The sequence below is a fragment of the Polaromonas sp. P1_A2 genome, from assembly GCF_056406895.1.
On record NZ_JBFTZI010000005.1, the window covers coordinates 56,057 to 79,989 of the forward strand.

Here is a 23,933-nt window from a genome sequence, read left to right on the forward strand (position 1 = left end):
ACTTGTAGGGAAGAACGGGATAAACCGGCGCCGGCGATGCGGGCGGCGGGCAACGGGGGCTATTTTCCCATAAATGGGATTTCCCCCGGTTTTTGGCCCGCCGGGCCGGGCCGGCAGGCGCTTCTAGGACAATCCAGCCCATGCGTACCCGATTTGTCCTGATCAACACCAGCCATGCCGGCAATGTCGGCGCCACTGCCCGCGCCATGAAAACCATGGGTTTTGACGACCTGGTGCTGGTCGCGCCGCGCTGGGCCAATGTGCTGAACCGCGAGGAAACCATACAGCGCGCCAGCGGCGCGCTCGATGTGCTCAAAAACGCCCGCATCGTCGCCACGCTGGACGAGGCGCTGGACGGCATGGCCCACCTGTGCGCCACTGCCATGACGCCGCGCGACTTCGGCCCGCCCACGCGCGCGCCGCGCGAGCACTTCACGGCCTTGCTGGGCGGTGGCCTGCCCCAAGGTACAGCCCCCGCCAGGCCCGAGTCAGTGGCTTTTTTGTTCGGCTCCGAGCGCTTCGGCATGCAGAACGAGGATGTCTACCGCTGCCATGTGGCGCTGAGCATCCCGACCGACCCGAAATTCGGCTCGCTGAACCTGGGTGCGGCCGTGCAGCTCATCGCCTACGACTGGCGCCAGGCGCTGGGCGGCTTCAGCGTGCAGCCGGCGACGACCGAACCCACGCAGGCCGACGCGGCGGCGGTGGCCGGCATGCTCAGACACTGGGAGGAGGCGCTGGCCGGCATAGGCTTTCTGGACCCGGCCTCGCCTAAAAAGCTGATGCCCCGGCTCAACCAGCTGTTCAACCGCGCCCAGCTGAGCCCCGAGGAAATCCACATCCTGCGCGGCGTGGCCAAGGCCATGCTGCAAAACGCTGCCATGGCCGCCCAAATGCCGCCTAAAGACAGCACGCCAGCACGGTCTGCGGACGGCCACTAAACTCCCACCATGTTTTCCCGACTCCGCTCCGACATCCAGTGCATCCTCGATCGCGATCCCGCCGCCCGCACGGCCTGGGAAGCGCTGACCTGCTACCCGGGGCTGCATGCCCTGGTGCTGCACCGCCGGGCACACTGGTGCTGGAACCACGGCTTCAAGTGGCTGGGCCGCTTTATCTCGCATGTTTCGCGCTGGATGACGGGCATTGAAATCCACCCCGGCGCCAAAATCGGCGAGCGGGTGTTTTTTGACCACGCCATGGGCGTTGTCGTCGGCGAAACCGCCGAGATCGGCGACGGCTGCACGATTTACCAGGGCGTGACGCTGGGCGGCACCTCGCTCTACAAGGGCACCAAGCGGCACCCGACCCTGGGCAAGGACGTGGTGGTGAGCGCCGGCGCCAAGGTGCTGGGCGGCTTTGTGGTCGGCGACGGCGCCAAGATAGGCAGCAATGCGGTGGTGATCAAGCCCGTGCCGGCCGGGGCCACGGCCGTGGGCATCCCGGCGCGCATCATTCCGTCCAAGACCGGCGAAAGCGCCGACGTCACGCCCACCCCGTTTTCGGCCTACGGCATCACGCTGGAAGACGACCCGCTGTCCCAGGCCATGCACGGCCTGATCGACACCGCGGCCGGCCAGGAGCACCAGATCGCCCTGCTGTGGCAGGCGATTGAAAAGCTCTCCGGCCCGCAAACCGCCATGAGCAAGGACTGCGTGCCCAAGGACGCGGCGCTCACGGAAACCTTCGAGGCCGACAAGCTCAACCAGCTGGTTGGCAAGTAGGGCCAAAAAAAAGGAAGGGGTGGCCCTTCCTTTTTTGTTTTTTCGCCCCGGGGCGGTCAGCGCATCAGTTGATCAGGCGCAGCGCGAAGGGCACACGAAAGGTTTTGCCGTTGGAGGCGCCTATCGCGCCCATGACGCAGAACACCAGGTGGCAAATGCCCAGTGCCACAAACACCAGGAAGCCGATCAGCACAAAGGTGAGGATCATCGCCGCCACATAACCTATGGCCGCCGTGATGGACCAGTTCAGCGCCTCCTTGGACTGGTCCAGGATATAGGCGTCGTCCTTTTTCACCAGGTAAACGATCAGGCCCGGGATAAAGCCCAGGAACAGGGTTCCTATCCAGATCAGCACGGCGGTGTTTTTCGAGTCCTTGCCCGGCGTTTCAATCAGCTCGTCCATCTCAGCTCCTCGCGTTGTAAAGCCCGAATACTACGTGAGAAAAACCGGCGGGCCGAAAACCCGCGGCGGCAAGGCTCAGCGCGGCGGGCGCTGGGCGCTTTTGGGCCTGAAGGCCTGGCACACGGCCTCGTCGGTTTCCAGGTAAGGGCCGCCTATCAGGTCTATGCAATAGGGAACGGCGGCAAAAATGCCCGCCACGGCCTGCGAACCGTCGGGGTTTTTCAGCCCCTCCAGCGTTTCAGCGATCGATTTGGGCTGGCCGGGAAGGTTCAGGATCAGGCTTTTGTCGCGAATGACCGCGCACTGGCGCGACAGGATGGCCGTGGGCACAAATTTCAGGCTGATCTGCCGCATCTGTTCGCCGAAACCGGGCATTTCCTTGTGGGCCACGGCCAGCGTGGCCTCGGGCGTCACGTCGCGCGGCGCGGGGCCGGTGCCGCCCGTGGTCAGCACCAGCGAGCAGCCGGCGTCGACCAGCGCGATCAGCGCGGCACTGATGCCGGCCTGCTCGTCGGGAATCAGGCGTTCTTCAAAGGTGATGGGGTTGCGCAGCGCGCGCGTGAGCCACTCTTTAAGCGCCGGCAGGCCTTTGTCGACGTAGACGCCGGCCGAAGCCCGGTCGCTGACCGAGACGATGCCGATCCTGACGGCGTCAAAAGCCTGGCTCATGCCTGGGGCTCCTCGGGCTCTCCCGGCCCCTGGGCCATGGCCTGGCGTACCAGCTGGAAGATTTCGCGGTAGGACTTGCCGTGGCGCGGCGCTTCACCGGGTTTTTCGGGCTTGGCGTCCTTGCGGGCCTGGCGCACCAGCGCGCGCAGTTGTTGCGAATCGGTGCCGGGATATTCCCGCAGCCAGTCGCCCAGCGTGGCGTCGTCGGCGATCAGCTTGTCGCGCCACTGCTCGGCCAGGTGCAAGGCCAGCGTCAGGTCGGCTGAGCCGTTGAGCTGTTCGTTGATCGCCTCGCGAATGGGTTCAGGGTCCAGCGGGCGCATCAGCTTGCCGATGAACTGCATCTGGCGGCGCTTGCCCTCGAAATTGGTGATCTTTTTGGCGTCGGCGATCGCGTCGCGCAGTTTGTCGGGCAGGTCCAGGCGCGCCATCAGGTCGGCACGCAGGGTCAGCAGCGCTTCACCGAGCGCCTGTTTTTCGTCGGCCTCGGCCTTGAGCTGGGTTTTGCTGGGCGGGCCGGCTTCCTCGAGCGCGATTTCCTCGGGTTTGACGAAGCGGCCGTTGGACCAGTAGCCCTTGATGGCCTTGGGAGTCTTGTTGTTCATGGCAGTCAGTATCATAGCTACCCATATGACCCAAAAAGCTTCCTCTCGCGCCAGCGGCGCCAAACGCGGCGCATCCCGGCCCTCCCAACAGCCTGAAAGCGGCTTCAGCTACCACCGCGATTTTTTCGAGGACCTCGTCGACACCGCCCTGGGGCACGCCAAAAAACTGGGCGCCACGGATGCCGCGGCCGAGGCTTCCGAAGGCTGCGGCCTGTCGGTCAGCGTGCGCAAGGGCGAACTGGAAAACGTCGAGCGCAACCGCGACAAGTCCCTGGGCATCACCGTCTACATCGGCAAAAAACGCGGCAATGCCGCGACCAGCGACTTCTCCAAGGCGGCCATAGAGCAGACCGTGAAAGCGGCCTACGACATCGCGCGCTTCACGGCCGAAGACGAAACCTCGGGCCTGCCCGACGAGCGCGACATCGCGCGCGTGCACCCGGAGCTGGACCTGTTCCACCCCTGGGCCATAGACTCCGAACAGGCCGCGCAGCTGGCCCTGCAGTGCGAGGCCGCCGCCCTGGGCACCAGCCGCCTGATCACCAACAGCGAAGGCGCGGGCGTGTCGGCCCAGCAAAGCCATTTCTTCAGCGCCCACACCAAGGGCTTTCGCGGCGGTTATGCCAGTTCGCGCCACAGCATCTCGGTGGCGCCGATTGCCGGCAAGGGCGACCAGATGCAGCGCGATGCCTGGTACAGCTCCATGCGCGACGCGGCTGAACTGGCGCGCCCCGAGGCCGTGGGCCGCTACGCTGCCGAGCGCGCGCTGGCGCGCCTGAAAAGCCGCAAGATCCCGACCACGCAGTGCCCGGTGCTGTTCGAGTCGCCACTGGCCGCGGGCCTCTTGGGCGGCTTTGTGCAGGCCGTCAGCGGCGGCGCGCTGTACCGCAAAAGCACTTTCCTGGCCGACAGCCTGGGCAAGCCGGCTTTCCCCAAACACATCGACGTCGCCGAAGACCCGCACCTGCGCAAAGGCAAGGGCAGCGCGCCTTTTGACGAAGAGGGCGTGAAAACCCAGGCGCGCAAGGTGGTGGCGGGCGGCCGTGTCGAGGGTTATTTTTTGAGCACCTATTCGGCCCGCAAGCTGGGCATGCGCACCACCGGCAATGCCGGCGGCTCGCACAACCTGATCCTGACCAGCCGGCACACGCGCCCGGGCGACGACCTGGACGCCATGCTGCGCAAGCTGGGCCGCGGCCTTTTTGTGACCGAGCTGATGGGCCAGGGCGTGAATTACGTGACCGGCGACTACTCGCGCGGCGCCTCGGGTTTCTGGGTCGAAAACGGCCGCATCGCCTTCCCGGTCGAGGAAATCACGATTGCCGGCAACCTCAAGGACATGCTCATGGGCATTGAGGCCGTGGGATCGGACGCCTACAACTACGGCGCCAAAACCGTGGGCTCCATCCTGGTCAACCGCATGAAGGTGGCGGGCAGCTAGCCTCCCCGATGATCCTGCCCGCCGAGACCCTGGCGCTGGCCGCGGCGGCCACCTGGGCCTGCTCCAGCCTGCTGTCGGCCTCCGCCGTCGCCCGCATGGGGGCTTTTGCCTTCAGCCGCTGGCGCCTGGCGTTTGCCTGCGCGATGCTCTGGGCCCTGGCCTTCGCCACCGGCAGCTGGCGCGGCCTGCAGCTGAACGGCGCAGGCGTGCTGGCCCTGTCGGGCGTGATCGGCATATTTGTCGGCGACACGGCGCTGTTCGCCTGCATGGGCCGGCTGGGGCCGCGGCGCTCCGGCATCTTGTTTGCCACGCATGCGCTGTTTTCCGCGGTGCTGGCCTGGCTTTTCCTCGGTGAGACTTTGTCGGGATGGGGTTTGCTGGGCAGCGCCTTGCTGGTGGCCGGCGTGATGACGGCGATTGCCTTCGGCCGGCGCGAAACCGAGCTGCACCACTGGGAGTCCACCAAAGGGCGGCTGGCCGTGGGCATTGCCCTGGGCCTGGTGGCGGCGCTGGGCCAGTCGGTGGCCACGCTGATGCTCAAGCCGCTGATGCAAAGCGGCATGGACCCGGTGGCGGCCTCGGCGGTGCGCATGAGCAGCGGCCTGGCGGCCCATGCCGTGCTGCTGTTCAGCGGCTGGCGCGTGGTGCAGGCCACGCAGTCGCCGCGCTGGGTGGATCTGGGCTATACCTTCGCCAGCGCTGCGCTGGGCATGACTTTGGGTATGACGCTGATCCTCAAGGCGCTGCAAAACGGCAGCGCCGGCATGGTGGGCATGCTGTCGTCCGTGACGCCGGTGCTGCTGTTGCCCTTGCTGTGGTGGGTGTATCGCCGCCGGCCCGCCCTGGGCGGCTGGTGCGGCGCCTTGCTGACGGCCGCAGGCTGCGCCTTAATTTTGTTGCGCCACTGAAGGCGCGAGCGGGATTTAGCCGGCCAGCGCGGCCTTGACGGCGGCCGAAACCTGGCCCATATCGGCCTTGCCGGCCAGTTTGGCCTTTACCGCGCCCATGACCTTGCCCATGTCGCCGGGGCCGCTGGCGCCCAGCTCGGCCACGATGGCCTTCACGGCGGCCGCCACTTCGTCGGCGCTCAGGCGCGCCGGCAGGTAGGCCTGCAGCACGGTCAGTTCAGCGGCTTCCTTGTCGGCCAGGTCCTTGCGCTCGGCCTTCTGGAAGGCTTCCAGCGAGTCCTTGCGCTGCTTGATCAGCTTGTCGACGATGGCGATCACGGCCGCGTCGTCCAGCACCACGCGCTCATCGACCTCTTTTTGCTTGAGGGCCGCCAGCAGCAGGCGTATGGTGCCCAGGCGCTCGCTGTCCTTGGCGCGCATGGCGGTCTTCATGTCTTCGGTGATTTTGTCTTTGAGGGCTGACATTCGGGGCTCCTGAGGGGCGGGAATAGAGGGGAGAGGACGGCGCGGCGGGTGCCAAAAAGCACAAAAGCCCGCAGAGCGTCCTCGTGCGGGCTTTTTGTTGCCGTGAGGCGGTACTAAAGGATTAGTACAGCTTCTTGGGCAACTGCATCGAGCGGATGCGCTTGTAGTTGCGTTTGACGGCGGCTGCCTTCTTGCGCTTGCGCTCTGCCGTTGGCTTTTCGTAAAACTCGCGGGCGCGCAGGTCGGTCAGCAGGCCGAGTTTTTCAATGGTGCGCTTGAAACGGCGCAGAGCCACGTCGAAGGGCTCATTGTCTTTTACACGGATGGTGGTCATTGTTCAATTGATCCAAAAGGTGCGCCCTAAATGATCTGATCAGGATCAGGCCAGGCGCGGGTTTGCTAGCAAAGCCTGAGATTATAGCACTGGACGTGGCCCCCACGGTCGCTCACTGCGTGTAGCTCCCTGCCCCCCGAGGGGGCCGCCCGCCTGCGGCCCGGCAAAGCCGGTTCCGCGGCCCCTGCTGGCCTTAAGAATTCAGGGCGTATGCGGGGTATTTCACCAGTGGGGGCCGCGGGACTGGCTTTGCCAGACCGCAGGCGCCGCCCCCTCGAGGGGGGAACAGGCTACACGCAGTGAGCCTGGACGGGGGTGGGCCTATTCACTGATGAAATTCAGCAAATCCTGGTTGAGCCGCTCCTTGTGGGTATCGGCCAGGCCGTGCGGCGCACCGGGGTAGACGAGCAGCCTGGCGTTTTTCACGAGTTTCGCGGCGGCCCGGCCGGAGGCGTCGATCGGCACGATCTGGTCGTCGTCGCCGTGGATCACCAGGGTCGGCACGTTAAAGCGCTTGAGGTCCTCGGTGAAGTCGGTGGCCGAGAAAGCCGCGATCGAGTCATAGGTGTTCTTGTGGCCCGCCTGCATGCCCTGCACCCAGAACGACTGGATCAAACCCTGCGAGACCTTGGCGCCGGGGCGGTTGAAGCCGAAAAACGGGCCCGAGGCGATGTCCAGGTAAAGCTGCGAGCGATTGGCCAGTTCGCCCTGGCGAATGCCGTCGAACACTTCGATCGGCAGACCGCCCGGGTTGGCCGGCGTCTTCAGCATCAGGGGCGGCACGGCGCTGACCAGCACCGCTTTTTTGACCTTTGCCGTGCCGTAGCGGCCGATGTAGCGGGCGACTTCACCGCCGCCGGTCGAGAAGCCAACCAGGGTCACGTCCTTGACGCCCAGCGAGTCGATCACCGCCGCCAGGTCGGCCGCATAGTGGTCCATGTCGTTGCCGTCCCAGGGCTGGCTGGAACGGCCGTGGCCGCGCCGGTCATGGGCGATCACGCGAAAGCCCTTGGAGGCCAGGAAAATCATCTGAGATTCCCAGCTGTCCGAGTTGAGCGGCCAGCCGTGGCTGAAGCTCACCACGGGGCCATTCTTCGGGCCCCAGTCCTTGTAATAAATCTGCACGCCGTCGGAGGTGGTGATGTAGCTGGCGCTGCGCGCCGCGGAAGCGGGCTGCTGCGGTTCGCCAGCGGCCATGGCCGGGCTGGCGGTGAGGGCGGCGGTGGCCAATGCTGCTGCGGCGGCGATGCGGGTAAGAGCGTTCATGTCTGTCCTTTGCGGTGGTTGAAGTCAAGTCGGAATCGACAGTACGAACTTTACGCTTTGAAAAATACGATAAGTATTTAATAATCTTAAAAAATTGATTCAAAGTATCAAATGGAGAATTTCATTGGGTGATCGACTTGAGACTTTGTTGAGGCATTTCTCGGTGAGCGCGAACGTTTTTCATTCGGGCGCGCTCTGCGGCGTGAACGAGCTCGGCGAGGAGGAGGGTGCTGGGCAGCTGCACCTGGTGCGCAGCGGGGAAGTTGGCGTCAGCCATGGCGGCGCCGAAGTCGTGCGCGTCAGCGGCCCCTGCCTGCTGCTTTACCCCAGGCCGTTGGCGCATCGGTTTATCACCGATGCGGCCCATGGCGCTGATTTCGTCTGCGCACACTTGCGCTTTGAGGGCGGGGCGGCCAATCCGATCGCGGCCGCTTTGCCGGCCTTTGTGCATCTGCCGCTGGCGCAGGTCGAAGGCGCCGCCGGCGTGCTGCAACTGCTGTTCGAAGAGGCATTCGAGCGGCGCTGCGGGCGGCAGGCGCTGCTGGACCGGCTGTTTGACGTGGTGCTGATCCAGGTGTTGCGCCACCTCATGGAAAACGGCGAAACGCGCTCCGGCATGCTGGCGGGGCTTTCGCATCCGCGCCTTCGCAACGCCATTGTCGCGATGCACCAGCACCCCGCGCAGGAATGGAGCCTGGAGGCCTTGGCTGATCGCGCGGGCATGTCTCGCAGCGTATTTGCCAACCAGTTTCGCGACGCGGTCGGCTGTACGCCGGGGGTGTACCTGCAACGCTGGCGGGTGGGCCTGGCGCAGCAGGCATTGCGGCGGGGACAGCCGCTCAAGCTCATCGCCGCAGACGTCGGCTACGGCAGCGAAGCGGCGCTGTCGCGCGCCTTCAAGGCGCAAAGCGGCCAGTCACCGCGCGAGTGGAAGCTGGCCCAGCAGGCCTAGCGCGCCGGTGCCAGCGCCTGCGCACAGGCATGGGCGGAGGCCCAGGCCCACTGGAAGTTGTAGCCACCCAGCCAGCCGGTGACGTCGACGACTTCGCCTATGAAATACAGGCCCGGCTGCCTGGATTCCAGGGTCTGGGAGGACAGGTCGCGGGTGTCTACGCCGCCCACGGTCACTTCGGCTTTTTTGTAGCCTTCGGAGCCGTTGGGGATGAGCTCCCAGTCCGCCAGGCGCTGGGCCAGGGCCAGCAGCGCTTTGTCGGTCGCCTCGCTGACGGGTTTTTGCAGCGCCGGGTCGGTGCTGATCCAGGCGTCGGCCAGGCGGCTGGGCACCAGGGCCGCGAGTTCGTTGGCGATCAGTTTTCTGGACGTGGCCTTGGCGCGCAGCAGCAGCGCCGGCAGGTCCACGCCGGGCGCCAGGTTGATGTGTATGGGCTGGCCTTCGCGCCAGAAGCTGGAGATCTGCAGTACGGCCGGGCCGCTCAGGCCGCGGTGGGTGAACAGCAGGTCTTCCGAGAACACCACGGCTTTTTTGCGCTGTTTGGGCGTGGCGTCCGCCGGGCTGGTTTCTATCAGCACCGGCAGCGCCAGGCCGGCCAGCTGGGCATAGGGCGCCCAGCCTTGGCCGTCGAAGGTCAGCGGCACCAGTGCAGCGCGCGGCTCCACCAGGCGCAGGCCGAACTGTTTGGCGATGCGGTAGCCGAAATCGGTGGCGCCTATCTTGGGGATCGACAGGCCGCCGGTGGCGATCACCACCTGCGGCGTCGTGATCAGGCCGCGATCACTTTGAAGTTCGTAGTTCCCGCCCGTCTCCTGGGGGCCTTTGAGGCTCTGGATGCCGCAGGGCTGCCAGCGCGTGACCCCGCCGGCCGCGCATTCGGCCAGCAGCATGTTGATCACGTCTTCGGCCGAGCGGTCGCAAAACAGCTGGCCCTTGTGTTTTTCGTGGAAAGGGATGTTGTGGCGCTGCAGCAGGGCGATGAAGTCCTGCGGCGTATAGCGCGACAGCGCCGAGCGGCAAAAGTGCGGGTTCTCGCTCAGGAACTGCGCGGGCGTGGCGTCGCGGTTCGTGAAATTGCAGCGGCCGCCGCCCGAGATGCGGATTTTTTCGGCGACTTTTTCACTGTGGTCCAGCAGCAGCACCTTGAGGCCGCGCTGGCCTGCCTGGGCCGCGCAGAACAGCCCGGCGGCGCCCGCGCCTATCACGATGGCGTCAAATTGATGTGTCAAAACAAGGCCTGAAGCGCTGTGGGTGAGTGAGGAATGCCGGCGAACATGTCGCAAGCTTTGCGGAGGAGGACGCCGCTGTTGGTTTTTGCATTGGCACGGCAACATACCGAGCTACGGCAATATATAGCCGCTTATTATAATTTTTGAAAATAACAGCCAGACCCTTGAGAGGGCACGAGGAGGATTCCATGCAAGATATTTACCCGCCGGGTCCGGCGAGTTTTCCCGCGTCCCTCACCCAGGCCGCGCCTTCCTACAAACGGCAGGCCTGGCTCGCCATGCTGGCGCTGCTGGCCTTCGTGGCCTTCTACCTCGCCCTGTCGGGCTGGTTCGCATGGAAGGGCTACAAGCTCATCTATGCCGGTGTTTATGGTGCCTCCACCCAGGGCGTCTGGCTCTTTCTGGCCGGGGTGGCGGCTGCTTTGCTCGCGGTTTTCATGCTCAAGGCGCTGGTGTTCATTCGCCGCGGAGACCTTGGCGGCCTCACGGAGATCACGGCAACTGAGCAGCCGGCGCTGTTTGCCTTCCTGTACCGGCTGGCTGACGAGGCCGGTGCCCCGCGGCCGCGCAAGGTGTTTGTCTCGGCGCGTGTGAATGCGGCGGTGTTTTACGACCTCTCGCCGCTCAACCTCTTGTTCCCTTCTAAAAAGAACCTGGAAATCGGCCTGGCGCTGGTCAACGTTTTGAGCCTGTCTGAATTCAAGGCGGTGCTGGCGCACGAGTTTGGCCACTTCGCCCAGCGCAGCATGGCAGTCGGCCGCTGGGTGTATATCGCGCAGCAGGTTGCCGGCCACATCGTTTCCAAACGCGACGGGCTGGACAGCTTCTTGCGGGCCTTGTCCCGCTTTGATGTCCGCATTGCCTGGGTCGGCTGGGTCCTGTCGCTGGTGATCTGGTCCATACGCTCCGTGGTGGATACCTTCTTTCGGCTGGTGCTCCTGGCCGATAGGGCGCTGTCGCGCGAGATGGAGTTCCAGGCGGACCGTGTGTCGGTGTGCCTGGCCGGCAGCGATGCGCTGATCCATGCGCTTTACCGCTGCCGTGCCGCGGACCAGGCCTGGGACCGCGCTCTGGCATTTGCCAATGACGAGATCGCGCGTGGTTTTGCGACGGCCGACCTGTTTGAAATCCAGAGCCTCATCATCAACCGGCTGGAAAGCATCCTCGACGATCCCTCCTTTGCCGCACCGCCGGCGCGCACGGCGGCCGAGCCTTCGGCGCACCGTGTCTTCAAGCGCGAAATGGTGACGCCGTCGCGCATGTGGTCAACGCACCCCTTCAACCATGAACGGGAAGACAATGCCAAGAGACTCTACCTTGGCGTGCCTCTGGATGACAGGCCCGCCTGGACGCTGTTGCGTGATGCTGAAGGGTTGCGGCAGGCCGTCAGTGCCGGCTTGTGCAGCCATGTTTCCCCGCAACCCGCAGTCGCCAGCCGCGAGCAATCCCTGGCGGCCCTGGAGGGGGCCTATGGCCGCGAATCGTACAAACCTCTGTACCGCGGCGTTTACCTGTCGCGCCAGCTGACGCGCCGCTACGGCAGCATTGAAGCGCTGTTTGACGTCCGCCATGAGGCGGCGGCAACTGCGCGTTATCCGGCGTCCCTGTCCGACGTGTTGAAACAGCTTGAGACGCTGCTTGGCGAAAAGGCCAGGCTGAACGCCGTGATCGAAGGTGCGGCGCAAGCGGCGCAAAACGGCCTGGAGCACCGTGGCAAACAGCTTCAGCGCAAGGAGCTGCCGGCCGCCCTGCAAGCCGTGGAGCGCGAAATTTCGCTGGTCGAAGATGAACTCGATGCGCACGATCGCCTTTGCCGTTCGCATGCCCGCGCGTTGGCGTTTGCCCAGGGCAATGGCTGGGAAGCGTACTGGTCCGGTCTGCTGGCGCTGCTGCATTACAGCGAGCATGTCCAGGCCGACATTGTCGATGCGCATGGCAGCCTGGCCAACATCGTGGCCATGCTGACCGCCGGGCGCAAGGTCAACCAGAAAGGCGTGGATCGCATCCTCGGCAGCGCCGCGCAGCTTTACCTGCTGCTGTCCCAGGTGAACAGCAGCCGCGAAAAACTGGTGCCCGATGCCGGCACGATGGCACTGCTGGGCCAGCCTGGCTGGCCGCAGGTGCTCGGCGAGTGGGGACTGGGCGCGCCCGGCACCGAGAACTTGGCCAGCTGGCTCAATGTGATCGATGGCTGGCACGGCCAGGTGGTGGGCGCACTTTCCAGGTTGCGGCGCGCCGCGCTGGACCAGCTTCTTGTCACTGAAGCGCGGCTTGTGGATGCGGCCGCCAAAGGCGAATCACTGCCCGCTGCACCGGCCGCGGCGCAGGTGCCGCTGGACTACAAGACCTTTCTGTCCGGTGACGAGCGTCCGCGCCAGAAAAAGCTCGACTGGTGGTCGCGTTTCCAGACGGCGGACGGCTGGGTTCCCGGTGCGGTGCGTTTTGCGGCCGCCGGCGGCATCATCGTCGGTTTGATGGGCCTGGACGGCAGTTTCGGCAACGCTTCCGTCACCGTGTTCAATGGCCTGGACCGCACCGTGGTGGCACAGCTAGGCGGTGAAAAGGTGAATCTCCAGCCGGGGCAGAAGAGCCGGTTGTCCGTGCCGGCCGACCAGCCTCTGGCGATTTCAGCCAGGACCGCGGAAGGGGTACCCATCGAATCCTTCGAAGCGAAGGCCGATGCCATCGGCACCGAGTATGTGTACAACGTGGCTTCGGCGTCGCCTTTGCTGGAGTGGACGGCATCCTACGGCAGCGCCGCGCAAATTCCTGAACGGCCGCTGGGTGCGCCGCGGTGGCTGCAGACGCGTGTGGATGCCATCCTTGAAAAACCGCCTGAGCAGATATCCACAAAGGGCAAGGGTGGAACCCGCAGTGTTCTGACGTCCGCCTCGACACGGTCGATGCGTGAGAACCTTGGCCTCACGACTGATGCAAACGCGCGCAAGACGGTGATCCTGATGCATGCCCGCTGGGACGCGGCGGGGTCGGCAAATCTGCTCGACTGGCTGGGTCTGGCGGCGGCATATCCCGAAGGGGAGGAAATTTTCCGCCAGCGCCTGGCCGCCGACCCGCTGGACATGGCGGTGCTGCGCGTGGAGCAGGACGTGCCGCCGTCCGGCAAGCCGACCGCGGCGTGCGAACGCGATCGGCAACTGGCCGCGCAGCATCCCGCCAATGCAGACCTGAAGTACCTGCTGGTGCGCTGTATGCCCGACGGGCCACCGCGCGATGCGGCGTTTGTTGCCGGGCACAGGGAGGCGCCTGCCAATCCCTGGTTTGGTTACGCCTCGGGCTTTTCATTGTCGGCAGCCGGGCAGTGGCTCGCCGCCGAGCACGCATTTGGCGCAGCGCTGAAGTTTGCGCCGCTGGCCGACCGGAGTGCGCTGGAGCTTGCCCGCGTGCGCAGGCTGCAGTCGGGCGAGAACGCCGGCCTTGGCGACCTGGCGCCTCGTTCCGAGGGATTGCGCATGATTCTGGCGCTTGATAAGCCCAACGGAGCAAAGCTGCAGGGCCAGGACCTTTTTTATTCGGAACTGGCGCTGGGCCATATCGATGTTGCCCGCGCGGCAATGGGCAACGGCGGACAGGGCTATTCCCGCATGCTGCGTTTCATGGCAGCGTCCGACGGCGCGCCTGACGACCTGGTTCAGCGCAGCCTGGCTTTGCCCGCGACCGAAGGCATAGACCAGGAATCCTTGTGGAGTGCTGTGGGCCTGGCGATCAGGCATAAGCGCAAGACGGCGGACCTGCTTCAGCTTGTCAGGCAGCTGCCTTCCGAGCAGGGCGCGGCCATGCTGCGCTTCATCGATGCGCTCGAAAACGGCCGCGATGTCAAAAAAGCCGAGGAGGCGGTGCAATTTATCTGGCCCGGGCTCAAGGGACAGGCTTACGTTATGGGCGCCATCGTGATGGGCAAGGCCGCGCCGGCCCCTTGGCGCGACTATGCCAAGCGTGCGTTGTTTACCACCGAACGGCCCTACCTGCTCTAGTGGTCCCGGCTCCTGGCGCCCTGCGCCAGGAGCCGGTGGCAGCGAAGCCTCAGGGTTTCCAGGTGAAGGGGAACTTGAGCTGTTTCAGGAAGCCGTTGGGCACATAGTCGCCCAGCACGCCGTAGCGCTCGGGCCAGAGCTTGGTGCTTTTGACGGCGGTGCCGAACAGGTAGTCGATGAAGGCGTAGTGCGCCGAGTAGTTGCGGTCCAGTGCTTCCTGGTCCTGGCTGTGGTGCCAGTGGTGGAAGTTGGGCGTGACGATCAGGTAGCGCAGCGGGCCCAGGCGCACGCTCACATTGGCATGGTTGAACACCGCCTGGAAGCCGACGATCACGATGTAGGCGTCTATGACTTCCTTGGAAAAGCCCAGCACATAAATGGGCGCCAGGATCAGCGTGCGGGTCAGCAGCAGTTCCAGGATGTGCTGGCGCGAACCGGCCAGCCAGTCCATGCTTTTGGCGCTGTGGTGCACCGCATGCAGGCGCCACAGCACGGGCACCTCGTGGTAGGCCCGGTGCGTCCAATACTGCACCAGGTCGGCCACCAGCACGATCAGCAGCACCCCGGCCCAGAAGGGCAGGCCCTGCACCCAGCCGCGTATGCCGTCGTTGGCGGCCCAGCCGAAGAACTTGTGCACCAGCAGGTTGGTGGCCAGCAGCACAAAGCCCACGATCATGTGGTTGACGATGAAGTGGTGGAGGTCGGTCTGCCATTCGGCGCGGAACACCGGCTGGTCCTTGCGCAGCGCGAACAGCTTTTCAATGAAGATGAAGATCAGCGAGGAACCCAGCAGGTCCAGGATGAACCAGTCCAGGCCGATGTAGGGCGTGTTGTCCGCGAAATCGTTCACCGGCACCTTATGGCCGCCCAGCAGCGCCGTGGCCGCGACCAGCAAGAAGGCCGCGCCGGCCAGCCAGCGCGAGCGGTTGAAGATGATGTTGACCAGCGAGATGCCGCCGGCAATCACCAGCGAGATGAACATCACGATGCGGATCACGTCGACGTTGTAGCTTTTGCGCAGCTCGGGCGTGGTCAGGTATTCGGGGAAGTGAAAAGCCAGCACGCCCAGAAAGCACAGCACGCCCAGGCTCAGCGCGATCACGCCGCTCATGATGCCGCTGCCGGGGCGCAGTTCGCCGTGGCTTTCCGTCAGTTCGTTGAGTTTGTCTAGCATCGCGTCTTTCCCTCTGCTGTTGTTTTTGACATCGGGAGTGTAGCCGCGCACGCCGGATTCGGGGCGCCGGCCCTCGCCGGCCGCCCCGCGGCCTTGTCACTGCTTCACGATGACGGGCTGGACCGTGAACACATTGGGGTTTTTGGGCTCCACGCTGACGCGCACCCAGTGGATCAACGGGCTGCCAAAGGTCTGCAGGCGCGTGAGGTTGGCCAGCAGCCTGGTGGGGCTGTAGAGCGGCTTGTCGACCTTGAAGAAGTGCGTGTCGCCGTGCACCAGCAGCACCTGCCCGGCGAACTGTTCCGTTTCAGTGATGACATGGCTGATGAAATTGCGGTAGCCGCTGACCCCAGCCGCCTGGCTTTCGTCAACACCTTCGGTTTCCGGCAAGTCAAAGCCCGGGTCGGCCTGGATCACCAGAACAATGCCGCGCGCCTTGCCGGCCTTTGCCTGGGAGAAGGCCTCCTGCATCCAGCGCACATTGGCCGCGTCGCGCTCCAGGTATTCGGCGTTGGAGGCCTCGCACTGGGCCGCGGTGCGCGCGCTTTTCTGGGTGCAGTCTTTTTCGTCCAGGATTTTGTTGTTGTTGCTGCCCGGCACGTTCAGCGTCGCGAACACGATGCCCTGGTGGGTAAATCGCGTGTTCTCGACGAATTTTTCGCCCAGCGGGGCCTGGTGGACCAGCGCCATGCTGCGTTTGCCCAGGCTGCGGGTAGTGGGAAACATGGTCTTGCGCAGGTAGGCCAGGCGCTCCAGGGCGTCGTAGCCGCCGTTGTTGAGGCGGTGGCAGTCCGTCCATTCGTTGTCGCCGGGTACATAGACCACGGGCTTTTTCAGCTCGCCGAACATGGCCAGCGCCGAGGCATAAATGTCCTCGGTGCATTTGGAGCTGCCGTCCTTGATGTCGCCGTCGTAGATCGAGAAGGCGATGTCCGACTGGTTGATGCTTTTGAGCAGCGCGGGAATTTTCGGGTCGTCGCCGGCTTTTTGGTAGGGCATGTCGCCCCACAGGCCGAATGAAAAACTTTGCGCCTGCGCGCAGGCCATGCCGAGCGCCAGCAGCGCGCCGGCCAGGAAACGTTGGGACATCTTTGCTCCAGTCGAAAGACCGGGAGCTTAGGGCGCTTGCGTGACAGCGCCGTGACGCCGGCGCGGCTTCAGGCCGCGCGTACGGCTTCGGGGTGCGCGGCCGCGAGGGCCACGCCGCTGATCACATCGCCCACGACGATGACCGAGGGGCTGGCCATGCCGGCCTCGCGTATCGCGCTTGCCAGCTGGCCCAGCGTGGTGGTGATGTGGCGCTGCGCCGCCAGCGAGGCACTCTGGACCACGGCGACCGGCGTGGCGGCCGGCAGGCCAGACAGCAGTTCGTCCTGGATGCGTTCGGCGCCGCTGACGCCCATGTAAATCACCAGCGTGAGGCGTGCGCTGTGCGCGGTGGCGGCCAGGGCCTTCCAGTCGGTGCCGCTGTCGCCGGGCTTGGCATGGCCGGTGACGAAGACCACGCCGTGCGCATGGTGGCGGTGCGTGAGCGGCACGCCCAGCGAGGTGACGGCGGCCAGGCCCGCGGTGATGCCGTTGACGACTTCCACCTCAATGCCGGCCTCGCGCAGGTGCTCGACCTCTTCGCCGCCGCGGCCGAAGATAAAGGGGTCGCCACCCTTGAGCCGCACCACGTCCTCGCCCTCGCGGGCTGCCATCAGCATGAGTTTTTCAATAAAGGCCTGGGGCGTGGACTTGCAGCCGCCGCGTTTGCCCACGTAGACGATGCGCGCCTCGGGCCGCGCGAAAGCCACGATCTCGTCGCTCACGAGGTCGTCCACCAGCAGCACGGTCGCGCGCTGTATCGCCTTCAGGGCCTTGAGGGTCAGCAGTTCCGGGTCGCCGGGGCCGGCGCCTACGAGGGTGACTTTTCCGTGGTTCATCGTGGTCATTTGATTTGGGGCAACAAGTGCAAGATATGTTCCACCTGCCGCGCAATCGACGGCGGCACGGGTTTGTCGCCGGCCAGCACCGATTGAATATAGGCCGCGGTGGCGGCGGCGTCCACCGTCCTGGGCAGCTCGGGCAAGGTGGCCAGCGTGCCGGCCTGGGTTTCCTGCAGCAGCGAGCGTTTTCCGCCTATGAAAGCCTCCATTTGCGGCATGCGGCGCGCATCGGCCACGCCTTCGCCCTCGGTGCCGCGCAGTAGCATGGCGTTCGCGCCTGTCAGCTCGAAGGTCTGGGCCATCGAGATGGCGTATTCCGGGTGTGTGTAGCTGCTCACCACCAGGCTTTTGCCCAGGCAGGGGCTCATGATCTTGACCAGGCTGTGCGCCGGGTTGCGCAGGCCCACGGCGCGGCGCACGTCGAGCAGGCGCTTCAGCGACGGCAGCAGCAGCTCGGTGGGCGCGAAGACGGCTTCGCCGCTTCCGATTTTGCGCACCGCCGCCAGCGCGTGGATGCCCAGGGCCTGCAGCACTTCCGAGGCAAACACCCGGCTGGTTTCGGTGGGCGTGCCGTGCACCAGGACCGGCACGCCCTCGCGCGCCAGCAGCAGGGCCAGCAGCGGCGTGAGCACGGGCAGCTTGCGCGCACCGTTGTAGCTGGGCAGCACCACGGTGGGGGTCTCGCCGGCGGGGAAATGCGCCAGGCGCTGCTGCAGCGCCTCGAGGAAGCCTGCCATTTCTTCGGGTGTTTCGCCCTTGATACGCATGGCCAGGCAAAAGCCGCCGATTTCCAGGTCGGTGACGGCGCCATCCAGCACCTGGCCCAGCAGGTCGGCGGCCTGCTCGCGCGTCAGGGCGCGGGCGCCGTCCTTGCCGCGGCCGATTTCCTTGATGTATTGGCTAATGCCCATAAGCGTAATTGTCTGCGAATGCAGATGACTTCTTGTTATGAGCTTAAGCCACTTGGCGGATCGGGATCACGGTACGTGGTGCGGCGGCTTGTACCTCGCTGCGCGCCGAACGCACGCGGCGCTTGAGTTCGGGCACGCAGGAGCCGCAATTGGTGCCGCATTTGAGCGTCGCCTGCAGCGAAGCCAGCCGCTCTTCGTCGGTGTGCAGGTGGCCGCCGCCGCCCCCGCCACCGGCCACCAGCGCCAGGTGTTCGTCGATGGCCGTGTCGCTGACATTGAGGCAGGTGCAGACCAGCTTGCCGCGCGACTGCACCGCCACCGGCGGCTTGGCGCCGGGCAGCAGCAGCAGCCGGCCGTAGGCCTGCGCCGGCAGCTCGTCCTGCAGCAGGGTCTTGATCCAGGCCTGGGCGCTGGTGTCGCCGGCCAGCACAAAGCCGGCAAGCTCGGCTGCCTCGCCCTTGCGCAGCAGCCGCACGGTGCGCCGCTGGCCTTTTTTGCGGTCGGCGTAGCGCAGCACGTCGGCGCCGTCCAGGCCGAGGATGGCCTCCAGCCTGGCCAGCAATTCATCGGGCGGGGCTTCGTGGCCGGCCGCGCGGAACAGCAGGCCGGAGCGCTCGCGGCCGTGGTCGGCCAGTGCGGTGTTGTTGGAAAAAGGCACGCAGCTGGTGAAGGGAAAGGCCGCCATCAGCGGCTTGAGCTGCTCGCGCGCGGCCAGCACCTCGCCGCCCGGCAGCCAGGCCATGGCCAGCAGCGTCCAGGGCATGTCGGCCTTGAGGATCTTGACCGCGGCATGTTTGAGTTCGGGCTGCTTGGAGCTCGGGCAGTAGGCCGAGGTGGTGATCGCGTTGACGCCGGCCAGCGTGGCGCCGCTGGTGGACTGCCCGCTCAGGTATTCCTCGCCCCAGTGCATGGCGATAAAGGCCTGGCTCACCGCCACCTCGGGCGAGGCCTGCAGCGGCACGACGATGGAGCCGCGCTTGGATGTCACGTAGACCAGGTCGCCGTCTTTCAGCAGGCGGCGCGCCATGTCCTGGGCATTCATCTGCACGGACGGCTCGGCCACGTGGCCGAACAGCCGGCCCAGGGTGCCGGTGCGGCTCATGCCGTGCCACTGGTCGCGCAGCCGGCCGGTGGTCAGCGAAAACGGGAAGCGCGACTCGCGCGGCTCGGCCACCGGCTTGTAGACGGTGTTGGCAAAACGCGCCTTGCCGTCGGCGGTGGGGAATACGCCGTCTTCATAGAGCCGGGCCTTGCCCGCGCTGTCGCCGGGCTTGAAGGGCCACTGCCGCGGCGCTTCTTCGAGCAGTTCGTAGCTCAGGCCGGTGATGTCCAGGTCGCGGCCGCGTGTGGATTCGCGGTGCTCGTTCCAGATGACTTCCGCGCCCAGGGCGGCGTCGCCCAGGGGGTAGGGGAAGAGGGTAGTCCGGGGGAGGGAGGGGGGACCCTTAGGTATGGCTGCCTCGGAGGTGGATGCCTGGTCGCCCGCCTTCAGCAGTTTTTCCAGCCGCTGCGCGAAGTCCACCACGATGGCCCAGTCATGGCGCGTTTCGCCGGGCGCGGCCACGGCCGGGCGCACGCGGCTGATGCGGCGCTCGCTGTTGGTCACCGTGCCGGTTTTTTCGCCCCAGGTGGTAGCCGGCAGCAGCAGGTCGGCATAGTCGCAGCTCGAGGTGGTGGCAAAGGCTTCCTGCACGATGACCAGTTCTGCGCGCTCCAGCGCGCGGCGCACCGTGGCCTGGTCGGGCATGGACTGGGCCGGGTTGGTGCAGGCAATCCACAAAGCCTTGATCTCGCCGTCGGCGGCGGCCTGGAACATCTCGACGGCGGTCTTGCCGGGTTTTTCCGGCACCGAGGGCACGCCCCACAGGGCCGCGATTTCCGCGCGGTGTGCGGGGTTGGCCAGGTCGCGGTGCGCGCTCAGCAAATTGGCCAGGCCGCCCACCTCGCGCCCGCCCATGGCATTGGGCTGGCCCGTCAGCGAAAACGGCCCGGCGCCGGGCTTGCCGATCTGGCCGGTGGCCAGGTGCAGGTTGATCAGGGCGGCGTTCTTGGCCGTGCCGCTGCTGGACTGGTTCAGGCCCTGGCAATACAGGCTCAGCGTGGCGGCCGAGGTGGCGAAGAGTTTCGCTGCGGCGAGCAGGTCTTCCTTTTTGATGCCGCAGGTCTCGGCCACCAGGTCGGGCGTGTAGTCGCGCACCGTGGCCTTGAGCGCGTCAAAGCCCGTGGTGTGCGCGGCGATGTAGGCCGCGTCGGTCCAGCCCTCCCACAGCATGATGTGCAGCATGCCGTTGAAGAGCGACACGTCGGTGCCCGGCTGTATCGGCAGGTAGAGGTCGGCGATCTCGGCCGTGTCGGTGCGGCGCGGATCGCAAAAAATGATCTTGAGCGCCGGGTTGGCGGCCTTGGCGTCCTCGATGCGCCGGAATAGGATGGGGTGCGCATAGGCCGTGTTGCTGCCGACGATGAAGATGCACTGCGCATGGTTCACGTCGTCGTAGCAGGCGGGCGGCGCGTCGGCGCCCAGCGTCTGCTTGTAGCCGGCCACCGCGCTGCTCATGCACAGGCGCGAATTGGTGTCAACGTTGTTGGTGCCTATCAGGCCCTTGGCCAGCTTGTTGAAGACGTAATAGTCCTCGGTCAGCAACTGGCCTGAAATATAAAAACCCACCGCGTCGGGGCCGTGGTCGCGGATGATCTGCGCAAAACTTTCGCTGGCAAAACCCAGCGCGCTGTCCCAGGACACCGGCTTGGCCGCTTCATGGCGGTGCTCGCGCCGCAAGGGCTGCAGCAGCCGCGTTTGCCACGTGACGGCGGCCGAAGCCGTCAGCGCCAGCGTCGAGCCCTTGGTGCAGAGCCGGCCGAAGTTGGCCGGGTGGTCGGGGTCGCCCCTGACTCCCGTGATCTGGTTGCCTTGCGATTCGATCACCACCCCGCATCCCACGCCGCAGTAAGGGCAGGTCGAGCGGGTTTCCTTCAATCCTGCATCAACAAGGGTCATTGGGGCGTTCAGGCGTTGGTCAGTTCTTTGGCCGCGGGGCCGGCCACCACGGGTTGCAAGTCCAGTGCCAGCGTCGCCAGCTCCGTGGCATCGAGGTGCACGGCGCCGTCCTCGACGCGCACGCTGAATTTCTGCGTGCAGCCTTCGTCGGGCGCCTTGGCGCAGCCGCCTTCCAGGTCTATGGTCCAGTTGTGCAGCGGGCAGGCCACGCTGGTGCCGAACACAATGCCCTGGCTCAGCGGGCCGCCCTTGTGCGGGCAGCGGTCCAGCAGTGCGAACACGCCGTCTTCATCGTTGCGGAACACCGCGACGTCGATGCCGCGCTCACGCGCCACGCGGCGCGAACCCAGCACCGGGATGTCGGTGACCAGGCAGATTTTTTTCCATTCAGACATAGTGATCTCTCAATTCAGGCGGGCGTGAGTTTTTCAAACTGCCGGGTGTCGACCGCGGCTTCCTTGAAGTCGAACCAGGGATCGGGCTCGCCGTCGAGCGCGAACTGCAGGCGTTCCCACAGCGCCTTGCGGCCTTCGTGGTCTTCCAGGATGCGTTTTTTGACATAGTCCAGGCCCACACGGTTCACGTAGTGCACCGTGCGCTCCAGGTACCAGCCTTCCTGGCGGTAGAGCTCGCAGAAGGCGCCGGTGTATTCCAGCACCTCCTCGGCGGTCTTGAGCTTGGTGAAGAAGTGGGCCACTTCCGTCTTGATGCCGCCGTTGCCGGCGATGTACATCTCCCAGCCCGAATCGACGCCTATGATGCCGACGTCCTTGATGCCGGCCTCGGCGCAGTTGCGCGGGCAGCCGCTGACGGCGAACTTCACCTTGTGCGGCGCGTACATGCGCCACATCGCGCGCTCCAGGTCCTTGCCCATCTGGGTGCTGTCCTGGGTGCCCATGCGGCACCACTCGCTGCCCACGCAGGTCTTCACCGTGCGCAGGGCCTTGGCGTAGGCGTGGCCGGAGGGCATGCCGATGTCCTTCCAGACGTTTTGCAGGTCCTCTTTTTTCACGCCCAGCAAATCGATGCGCTGGCCGCCGGTGACCTTGACGGTCGGTATCTTGTATTTGTCCACCGCGTCGGCGATGCGGCGCAGTTCGCTGGCCGTGGTTTCGCCGCCCCACATGCGCGGGATGACGCTGTAGGTGCCGTCCTTCTGGATGTTGGCGTGGCTGCGTTCATTGATGAAACGGCTTTGCGGGTCGTCCTTGGCCTCCTTGGGCCAGGTGCTGGTCACGTAGTAGTTGACGGCCGGGCGGCAACTGGCGCAGCCGTTGGGCGTCTTCCATTCCATGAACTTGTAGACCTCGGAGATCGTCAGCAGCTTGTTGGCGCGTATCGCATCGCGCACCGCCTGGTGGCCGTGGTCGGTGCAGCCGCACATGGCCTTGAGCTTAGGCGTGGCCGAGTAGTCGCCGCCGGCCGTGAACATCAGGATCTGCTCGACCAGGCCGGTGCAGGAGCCGCAGGAGGCGCTGGCCTTGGTGTGCTTCTTCACCTCGTCGAGCGTGAACAGGCCCTTTTCCTTGATGGCCTTGCAGATGGTGCCCTTGTTGACGCCGTTGCAGCCGCAGACCTCGGCGTCGTCGGGCATGGTGGCGGCCTTGTTGTGGCCTTCATGGCCTGTGTCGCCGAGATTGGACTCGCCGAAGATCAGCTTGTCGCGGATGTCGGCCACGCTGCGGCCGTCGCGCAGCAGCTTGAAGTAGTAGCTGCCGTCCACCGTGTCGCCGTAGAGGCAGGCGCCGACCAGCTTGTCGTCCTTGATCACCAGCTTTTTGTAGACGCCGCCGAAGGGGTCGCTCATCACGATTTCCTCGGCGCCGTCGCTGCCCATGAACTCGCCGGCGCTGAACAGGTCTATGCCCGTGACCTTGAGCTTGGTGGAGGTCAGCGAACCCGAATAACGGCCTATGCCGAACTGCGCCAGGTGGTTGGCCGCCACCTTGGCCTGTTCAAACAGCGGCGCCACCAGGCCGTAGGCGATGCCGCGGTGCGCCGCGCATTCGCCCACCGAGTAGATGCGCGCGTCGGTGACAGTCTGCATGGTGTCGTTGACGACGATGCCCTTGTTGCAGTGCAGGCGCATGGATTCGGCCAGCTGGGTGTTGGGGCGTATGCCCACCGCCATGACCACGAGGTCGGTGGCCACTTCGCTGCCGTCCTTGAACTTGATGGACTTCACGCGGCCTTCTTCGTTGCCGGTGAGCTCCTGGGTCTGCGCGCCGATCAGGAACTTCAGGCCGCGGTCTTCCAGCGATTTCTGCAGCAGCTTGCCCGCCACGTCGTCGAGCTGGCGCTCCATCAGCCAGGGCATGACGTGCACCACGGTGACTTCCATGCCGCGCAGCATCAGGCCGTTGGCCGCTTCCAGGCCCAGCAGGCCGCCGCCGATGACGACCGCCTTCTTGTATTTCTCGGAGGCCTCGATCATCGCGTTGGTATCGGCGATATCGCGGTAGGCGATCACGCCCGCCAAGTCCTTGCCCGGCACCGGCAGGATGAAGGGGTTGGAGCCGGTGCACATCAGCAGGCGGTCGTATTCCTCTTCGGTGCCGTCCTCGGCGCGCACGATGCGCTTGACGCGGTCGACTTCCACCACTTTTTTGCCGGCATGCAGCGTGATGTGGTTGTCCTTGTACCAGTCCCAGGAGTTCAGCACGATCTCATCCAGCGTCTGCTCCCCGGCCAGCACGGGCGACAGCAGGATGCGGTTGTAGTTGGGATGGGGCTCGGCGCCGAAGACCGTGATGTCGTACAGGTCGGGCGCGACCTTGATCAGCTCTTCCAGGGTGCGCACGCCGGCCATGCCGTTTCCGACCATTACCAGTTTTGATTTTTTCATGGGGCTACTCCAGGGGATTCAATGTGTCTAGGTGCAAACGTCATGCCACGGCCGTGCCGCACAGGTCGCGCAGGCACGCGTCCACGCGG

General features: G+C 65.4%; 20 protein-coding genes. 6 read left to right on the forward strand and 14 right to left on the reverse strand.

The genetic code is table 11. From position 1 onward, the window contains the following. Positions 1-140 precede the first annotated feature (140 nt). Both AC1D09_RS18830 and cysE read left to right on the forward strand, forming a co-directional pair. Positions 141-941 (forward strand): RNA methyltransferase, encoded by an 801-nt coding sequence (locus AC1D09_RS18830; RefSeq protein ID WP_477663835.1) that lies wholly within the window; start codon positions 141-143, stop codon positions 939-941. 9 nt (positions 942-950) lie between these two features. Then, positions 951-1,724: a serine O-acetyltransferase gene (cysE, locus tag AC1D09_RS18835; RefSeq protein WP_477663834.1), complete on the forward strand. Its 774-nt coding sequence runs from the start codon at positions 951-953 to the stop codon at positions 1,722-1,724. Between the two features lie 64 nt (positions 1,725-1,788). On the opposite strand, the gene AC1D09_RS18840 is transcribed toward cysE, so the two are convergent. The 3 genes from AC1D09_RS18840 to yjgA form a co-directional block, all read right to left on the reverse strand. Continuing rightward, a complete protein-coding gene (locus AC1D09_RS18840; RefSeq protein ID WP_477663833.1) occupies positions 1,789-2,127 on the reverse strand; it encodes a DUF4870 domain-containing protein in 339 nt (112 codons plus the stop codon). Between the two features lie 75 nt (positions 2,128-2,202). After that, positions 2,203-2,796, reverse strand: coding sequence for a molybdopterin adenylyltransferase (mog, locus tag AC1D09_RS18845; RefSeq protein ID WP_477663832.1), 594 nt, complete (start codon positions 2,794-2,796; stop codon positions 2,203-2,205). Continuing rightward, complete coding sequence (gene yjgA / locus AC1D09_RS18850; RefSeq protein ID WP_477663831.1) at positions 2,793-3,401, reverse strand: ribosome biogenesis factor YjgA; 609 nt, start codon at positions 3,399-3,401, stop codon at positions 2,793-2,795. The genes mog and yjgA overlap by 4 nt, the downstream gene beginning before the upstream one ends. Positions 3,402-3,426: 25 nt before the next feature. On the opposite strand from yjgA, the gene pmbA reads away from it, so the two are divergent. Both pmbA and AC1D09_RS18860 read left to right on the forward strand, forming a co-directional pair. Next, positions 3,427-4,842 (forward strand): metalloprotease PmbA, encoded by a 1,416-nt coding sequence (gene pmbA, locus AC1D09_RS18855; RefSeq protein WP_477663830.1) that lies wholly within the window; start codon positions 3,427-3,429, stop codon positions 4,840-4,842. Between the two features lie 8 nt (positions 4,843-4,850). Continuing rightward, complete coding sequence (locus tag AC1D09_RS18860) at positions 4,851-5,750, forward strand: DMT family transporter (protein ID WP_477663829.1); 900 nt, start codon at positions 4,851-4,853, stop codon at positions 5,748-5,750. Between the two features lie 15 nt (positions 5,751-5,765). On the opposite strand, the gene AC1D09_RS18865 is transcribed toward AC1D09_RS18860, so the two are convergent. From AC1D09_RS18865 to AC1D09_RS18875, 3 genes are all read right to left on the reverse strand, one after another. Further along, positions 5,766-6,215 (reverse strand): GatB/YqeY domain-containing protein, encoded by a 450-nt coding sequence (locus AC1D09_RS18865; RefSeq protein ID WP_477663828.1) that lies wholly within the window; start codon positions 6,213-6,215, stop codon positions 5,766-5,768. 121 nt (positions 6,216-6,336) lie between these two features. Next, positions 6,337-6,549, reverse strand: a complete 213-nt coding sequence (rpsU, locus tag AC1D09_RS18870; protein ID WP_007872347.1) for a 30S ribosomal protein S21 — start codon at positions 6,547-6,549, stop codon at positions 6,337-6,339. A gap of 321 nt (positions 6,550-6,870) precedes the next feature. Continuing rightward, the gene (locus AC1D09_RS18875; RefSeq protein ID WP_477662569.1) at positions 6,871-7,815 is read right to left on the reverse strand and encodes an alpha/beta fold hydrolase; all 945 of its coding nucleotides are present in this window, start codon (positions 7,813-7,815) and stop codon (positions 6,871-6,873) included. Positions 7,816-7,939: 124 nt separating this feature from the next. On the opposite strand from AC1D09_RS18875, the gene AC1D09_RS18880 reads away from it, so the two are divergent. Continuing rightward, on the forward strand, positions 7,940-8,767 hold the full coding sequence (locus AC1D09_RS18880) for a cupin domain-containing protein (RefSeq protein WP_477701174.1): 828 nt from the start codon (positions 7,940-7,942) through the stop codon (positions 8,765-8,767). Here the strand turns inward: AC1D09_RS18880 and AC1D09_RS18885 are convergent. After that, positions 8,764-9,996 carry a BaiN/RdsA family NAD(P)/FAD-dependent oxidoreductase gene (locus AC1D09_RS18885; protein WP_477662567.1) on the reverse strand — a complete coding sequence of 411 codons (1,233 nt, stop codon included), beginning with the start codon at positions 9,994-9,996 and terminating at the stop codon, positions 8,764-8,766. The genes AC1D09_RS18880 and AC1D09_RS18885 overlap by 4 nt on opposite strands. 278 nt (positions 9,997-10,274) lie before the next feature. On the opposite strand from AC1D09_RS18885, the gene AC1D09_RS18890 reads away from it, so the two are divergent. After that, positions 10,275-13,988 (forward strand): M48 family metallopeptidase, encoded by a 3,714-nt coding sequence (locus AC1D09_RS18890; RefSeq protein ID WP_477701175.1) that lies wholly within the window; start codon positions 10,275-10,277, stop codon positions 13,986-13,988. Between the two features lie 49 nt (positions 13,989-14,037). On the opposite strand, the gene AC1D09_RS18895 is transcribed toward AC1D09_RS18890, so the two are convergent. The 7 genes from AC1D09_RS18895 to nirB form a co-directional block, all read right to left on the reverse strand. Further along, entirely contained in the window at positions 14,038-15,162 is a 1,125-nt protein-coding gene (locus AC1D09_RS18895) for a sterol desaturase family protein (RefSeq protein ID WP_477701176.1), read from the reverse strand. A gap of 96 nt (positions 15,163-15,258) precedes the next feature. After that, on the reverse strand, positions 15,259-16,251 hold the full coding sequence (locus AC1D09_RS18900; RefSeq protein ID WP_477701177.1) for a hypothetical protein: 993 nt from the start codon (positions 16,249-16,251) through the stop codon (positions 15,259-15,261). A gap of 68 nt (positions 16,252-16,319) precedes the next feature. Beyond that, positions 16,320-17,087 carry a uroporphyrinogen-III C-methyltransferase gene (cobA, locus tag AC1D09_RS18905; protein WP_477662563.1) on the reverse strand — a complete coding sequence of 256 codons (768 nt, stop codon included), beginning with the start codon at positions 17,085-17,087 and terminating at the stop codon, positions 16,320-16,322. A 5-nt stretch (positions 17,088-17,092) separates the two neighbouring features. After that, on the reverse strand, positions 17,093-18,001 hold the full coding sequence (ybiB, locus tag AC1D09_RS18910; protein ID WP_477662562.1) for a DNA-binding protein YbiB: 909 nt from the start codon (positions 17,999-18,001) through the stop codon (positions 17,093-17,095). A gap of 43 nt (positions 18,002-18,044) precedes the next feature. Further along, positions 18,045-20,978, reverse strand: coding sequence for a nitrate reductase (locus AC1D09_RS18915; RefSeq protein ID WP_477662573.1), 2,934 nt, complete (start codon positions 20,976-20,978; stop codon positions 18,045-18,047). Between the two features lie 29 nt (positions 20,979-21,007). Continuing rightward, complete coding sequence (gene nirD, locus AC1D09_RS18920; RefSeq protein ID WP_477662561.1) at positions 21,008-21,394, reverse strand: nitrite reductase small subunit NirD; 387 nt, start codon at positions 21,392-21,394, stop codon at positions 21,008-21,010. A 14-nt stretch (positions 21,395-21,408) separates the two neighbouring features. After that, a complete protein-coding gene (nirB, locus tag AC1D09_RS18925) occupies positions 21,409-23,844 on the reverse strand; it encodes a nitrite reductase large subunit NirB (protein ID WP_477662560.1) in 2,436 nt (811 codons plus the stop codon). Between the last annotated feature and the right edge of the window lie 89 nt (positions 23,845-23,933).

Coding starts and splice junctions, on each gene's coding strand:
- AC1D09_RS18830 (WP_477663835.1), top strand. CDS start 141: ATGCGTACCCGATTTGTCCTGATCAACACCAGCCATGCCGGCAATGTC.
- cysE (WP_477663834.1), top strand. CDS start 951: ATGTTTTCCCGACTCCGCTCCGACATCCAGTGCATCCTCGATCGCGAT.
- AC1D09_RS18840 (WP_477663833.1), bottom strand. CDS start 2,127: ATGGACGAGCTGATTGAAACGCCGGGCAAGGACTCGAAAAACACCGCC.
- mog (WP_477663832.1), bottom strand. CDS start 2,796: ATGAGCCAGGCTTTTGACGCCGTCAGGATCGGCATCGTCTCGGTCAGC.
- yjgA (WP_477663831.1), bottom strand. CDS start 3,401: ATGAACAACAAGACTCCCAAGGCCATCAAGGGCTACTGGTCCAACGGC.
- pmbA (WP_477663830.1), top strand. CDS start 3,427: ATGACCCAAAAAGCTTCCTCTCGCGCCAGCGGCGCCAAACGCGGCGCA.
- AC1D09_RS18860 (WP_477663829.1), top strand. CDS start 4,851: ATGATCCTGCCCGCCGAGACCCTGGCGCTGGCCGCGGCGGCCACCTGG.
- AC1D09_RS18865 (WP_477663828.1), bottom strand. CDS start 6,215: ATGTCAGCCCTCAAAGACAAAATCACCGAAGACATGAAGACCGCCATG.
- rpsU (WP_007872347.1), bottom strand. CDS start 6,549: ATGACCACCATCCGTGTAAAAGACAATGAGCCCTTCGACGTGGCTCTG.
- AC1D09_RS18875 (WP_477662569.1), bottom strand. CDS start 7,815: ATGAACGCTCTTACCCGCATCGCCGCCGCAGCAGCATTGGCCACCGCC.
- AC1D09_RS18890 (WP_477701175.1), top strand. CDS start 10,275: ATGCTGGCGCTGCTGGCCTTCGTGGCCTTCTACCTCGCCCTGTCGGGC.
- AC1D09_RS18895 (WP_477701176.1), bottom strand. CDS start 15,162: ATGCTAGACAAACTCAACGAACTGACGGAAAGCCACGGCGAACTGCGC.
- AC1D09_RS18900 (WP_477701177.1), bottom strand. CDS start 16,251: ATGTCCCAACGTTTCCTGGCCGGCGCGCTGCTGGCGCTCGGCATGGCC.
- cobA (WP_477662563.1), bottom strand. CDS start 17,087: ATGAACCACGGAAAAGTCACCCTCGTAGGCGCCGGCCCCGGCGACCCG.
- ybiB (WP_477662562.1), bottom strand. CDS start 18,001: ATGGGCATTAGCCAATACATCAAGGAAATCGGCCGCGGCAAGGACGGC.
- nirD (WP_477662561.1), bottom strand. CDS start 21,394: ATGTCTGAATGGAAAAAAATCTGCCTGGTCACCGACATCCCGGTGCTG.
- nirB (WP_477662560.1), bottom strand. CDS start 23,844: ATGAAAAAATCAAAACTGGTAATGGTCGGAAACGGCATGGCCGGCGTG.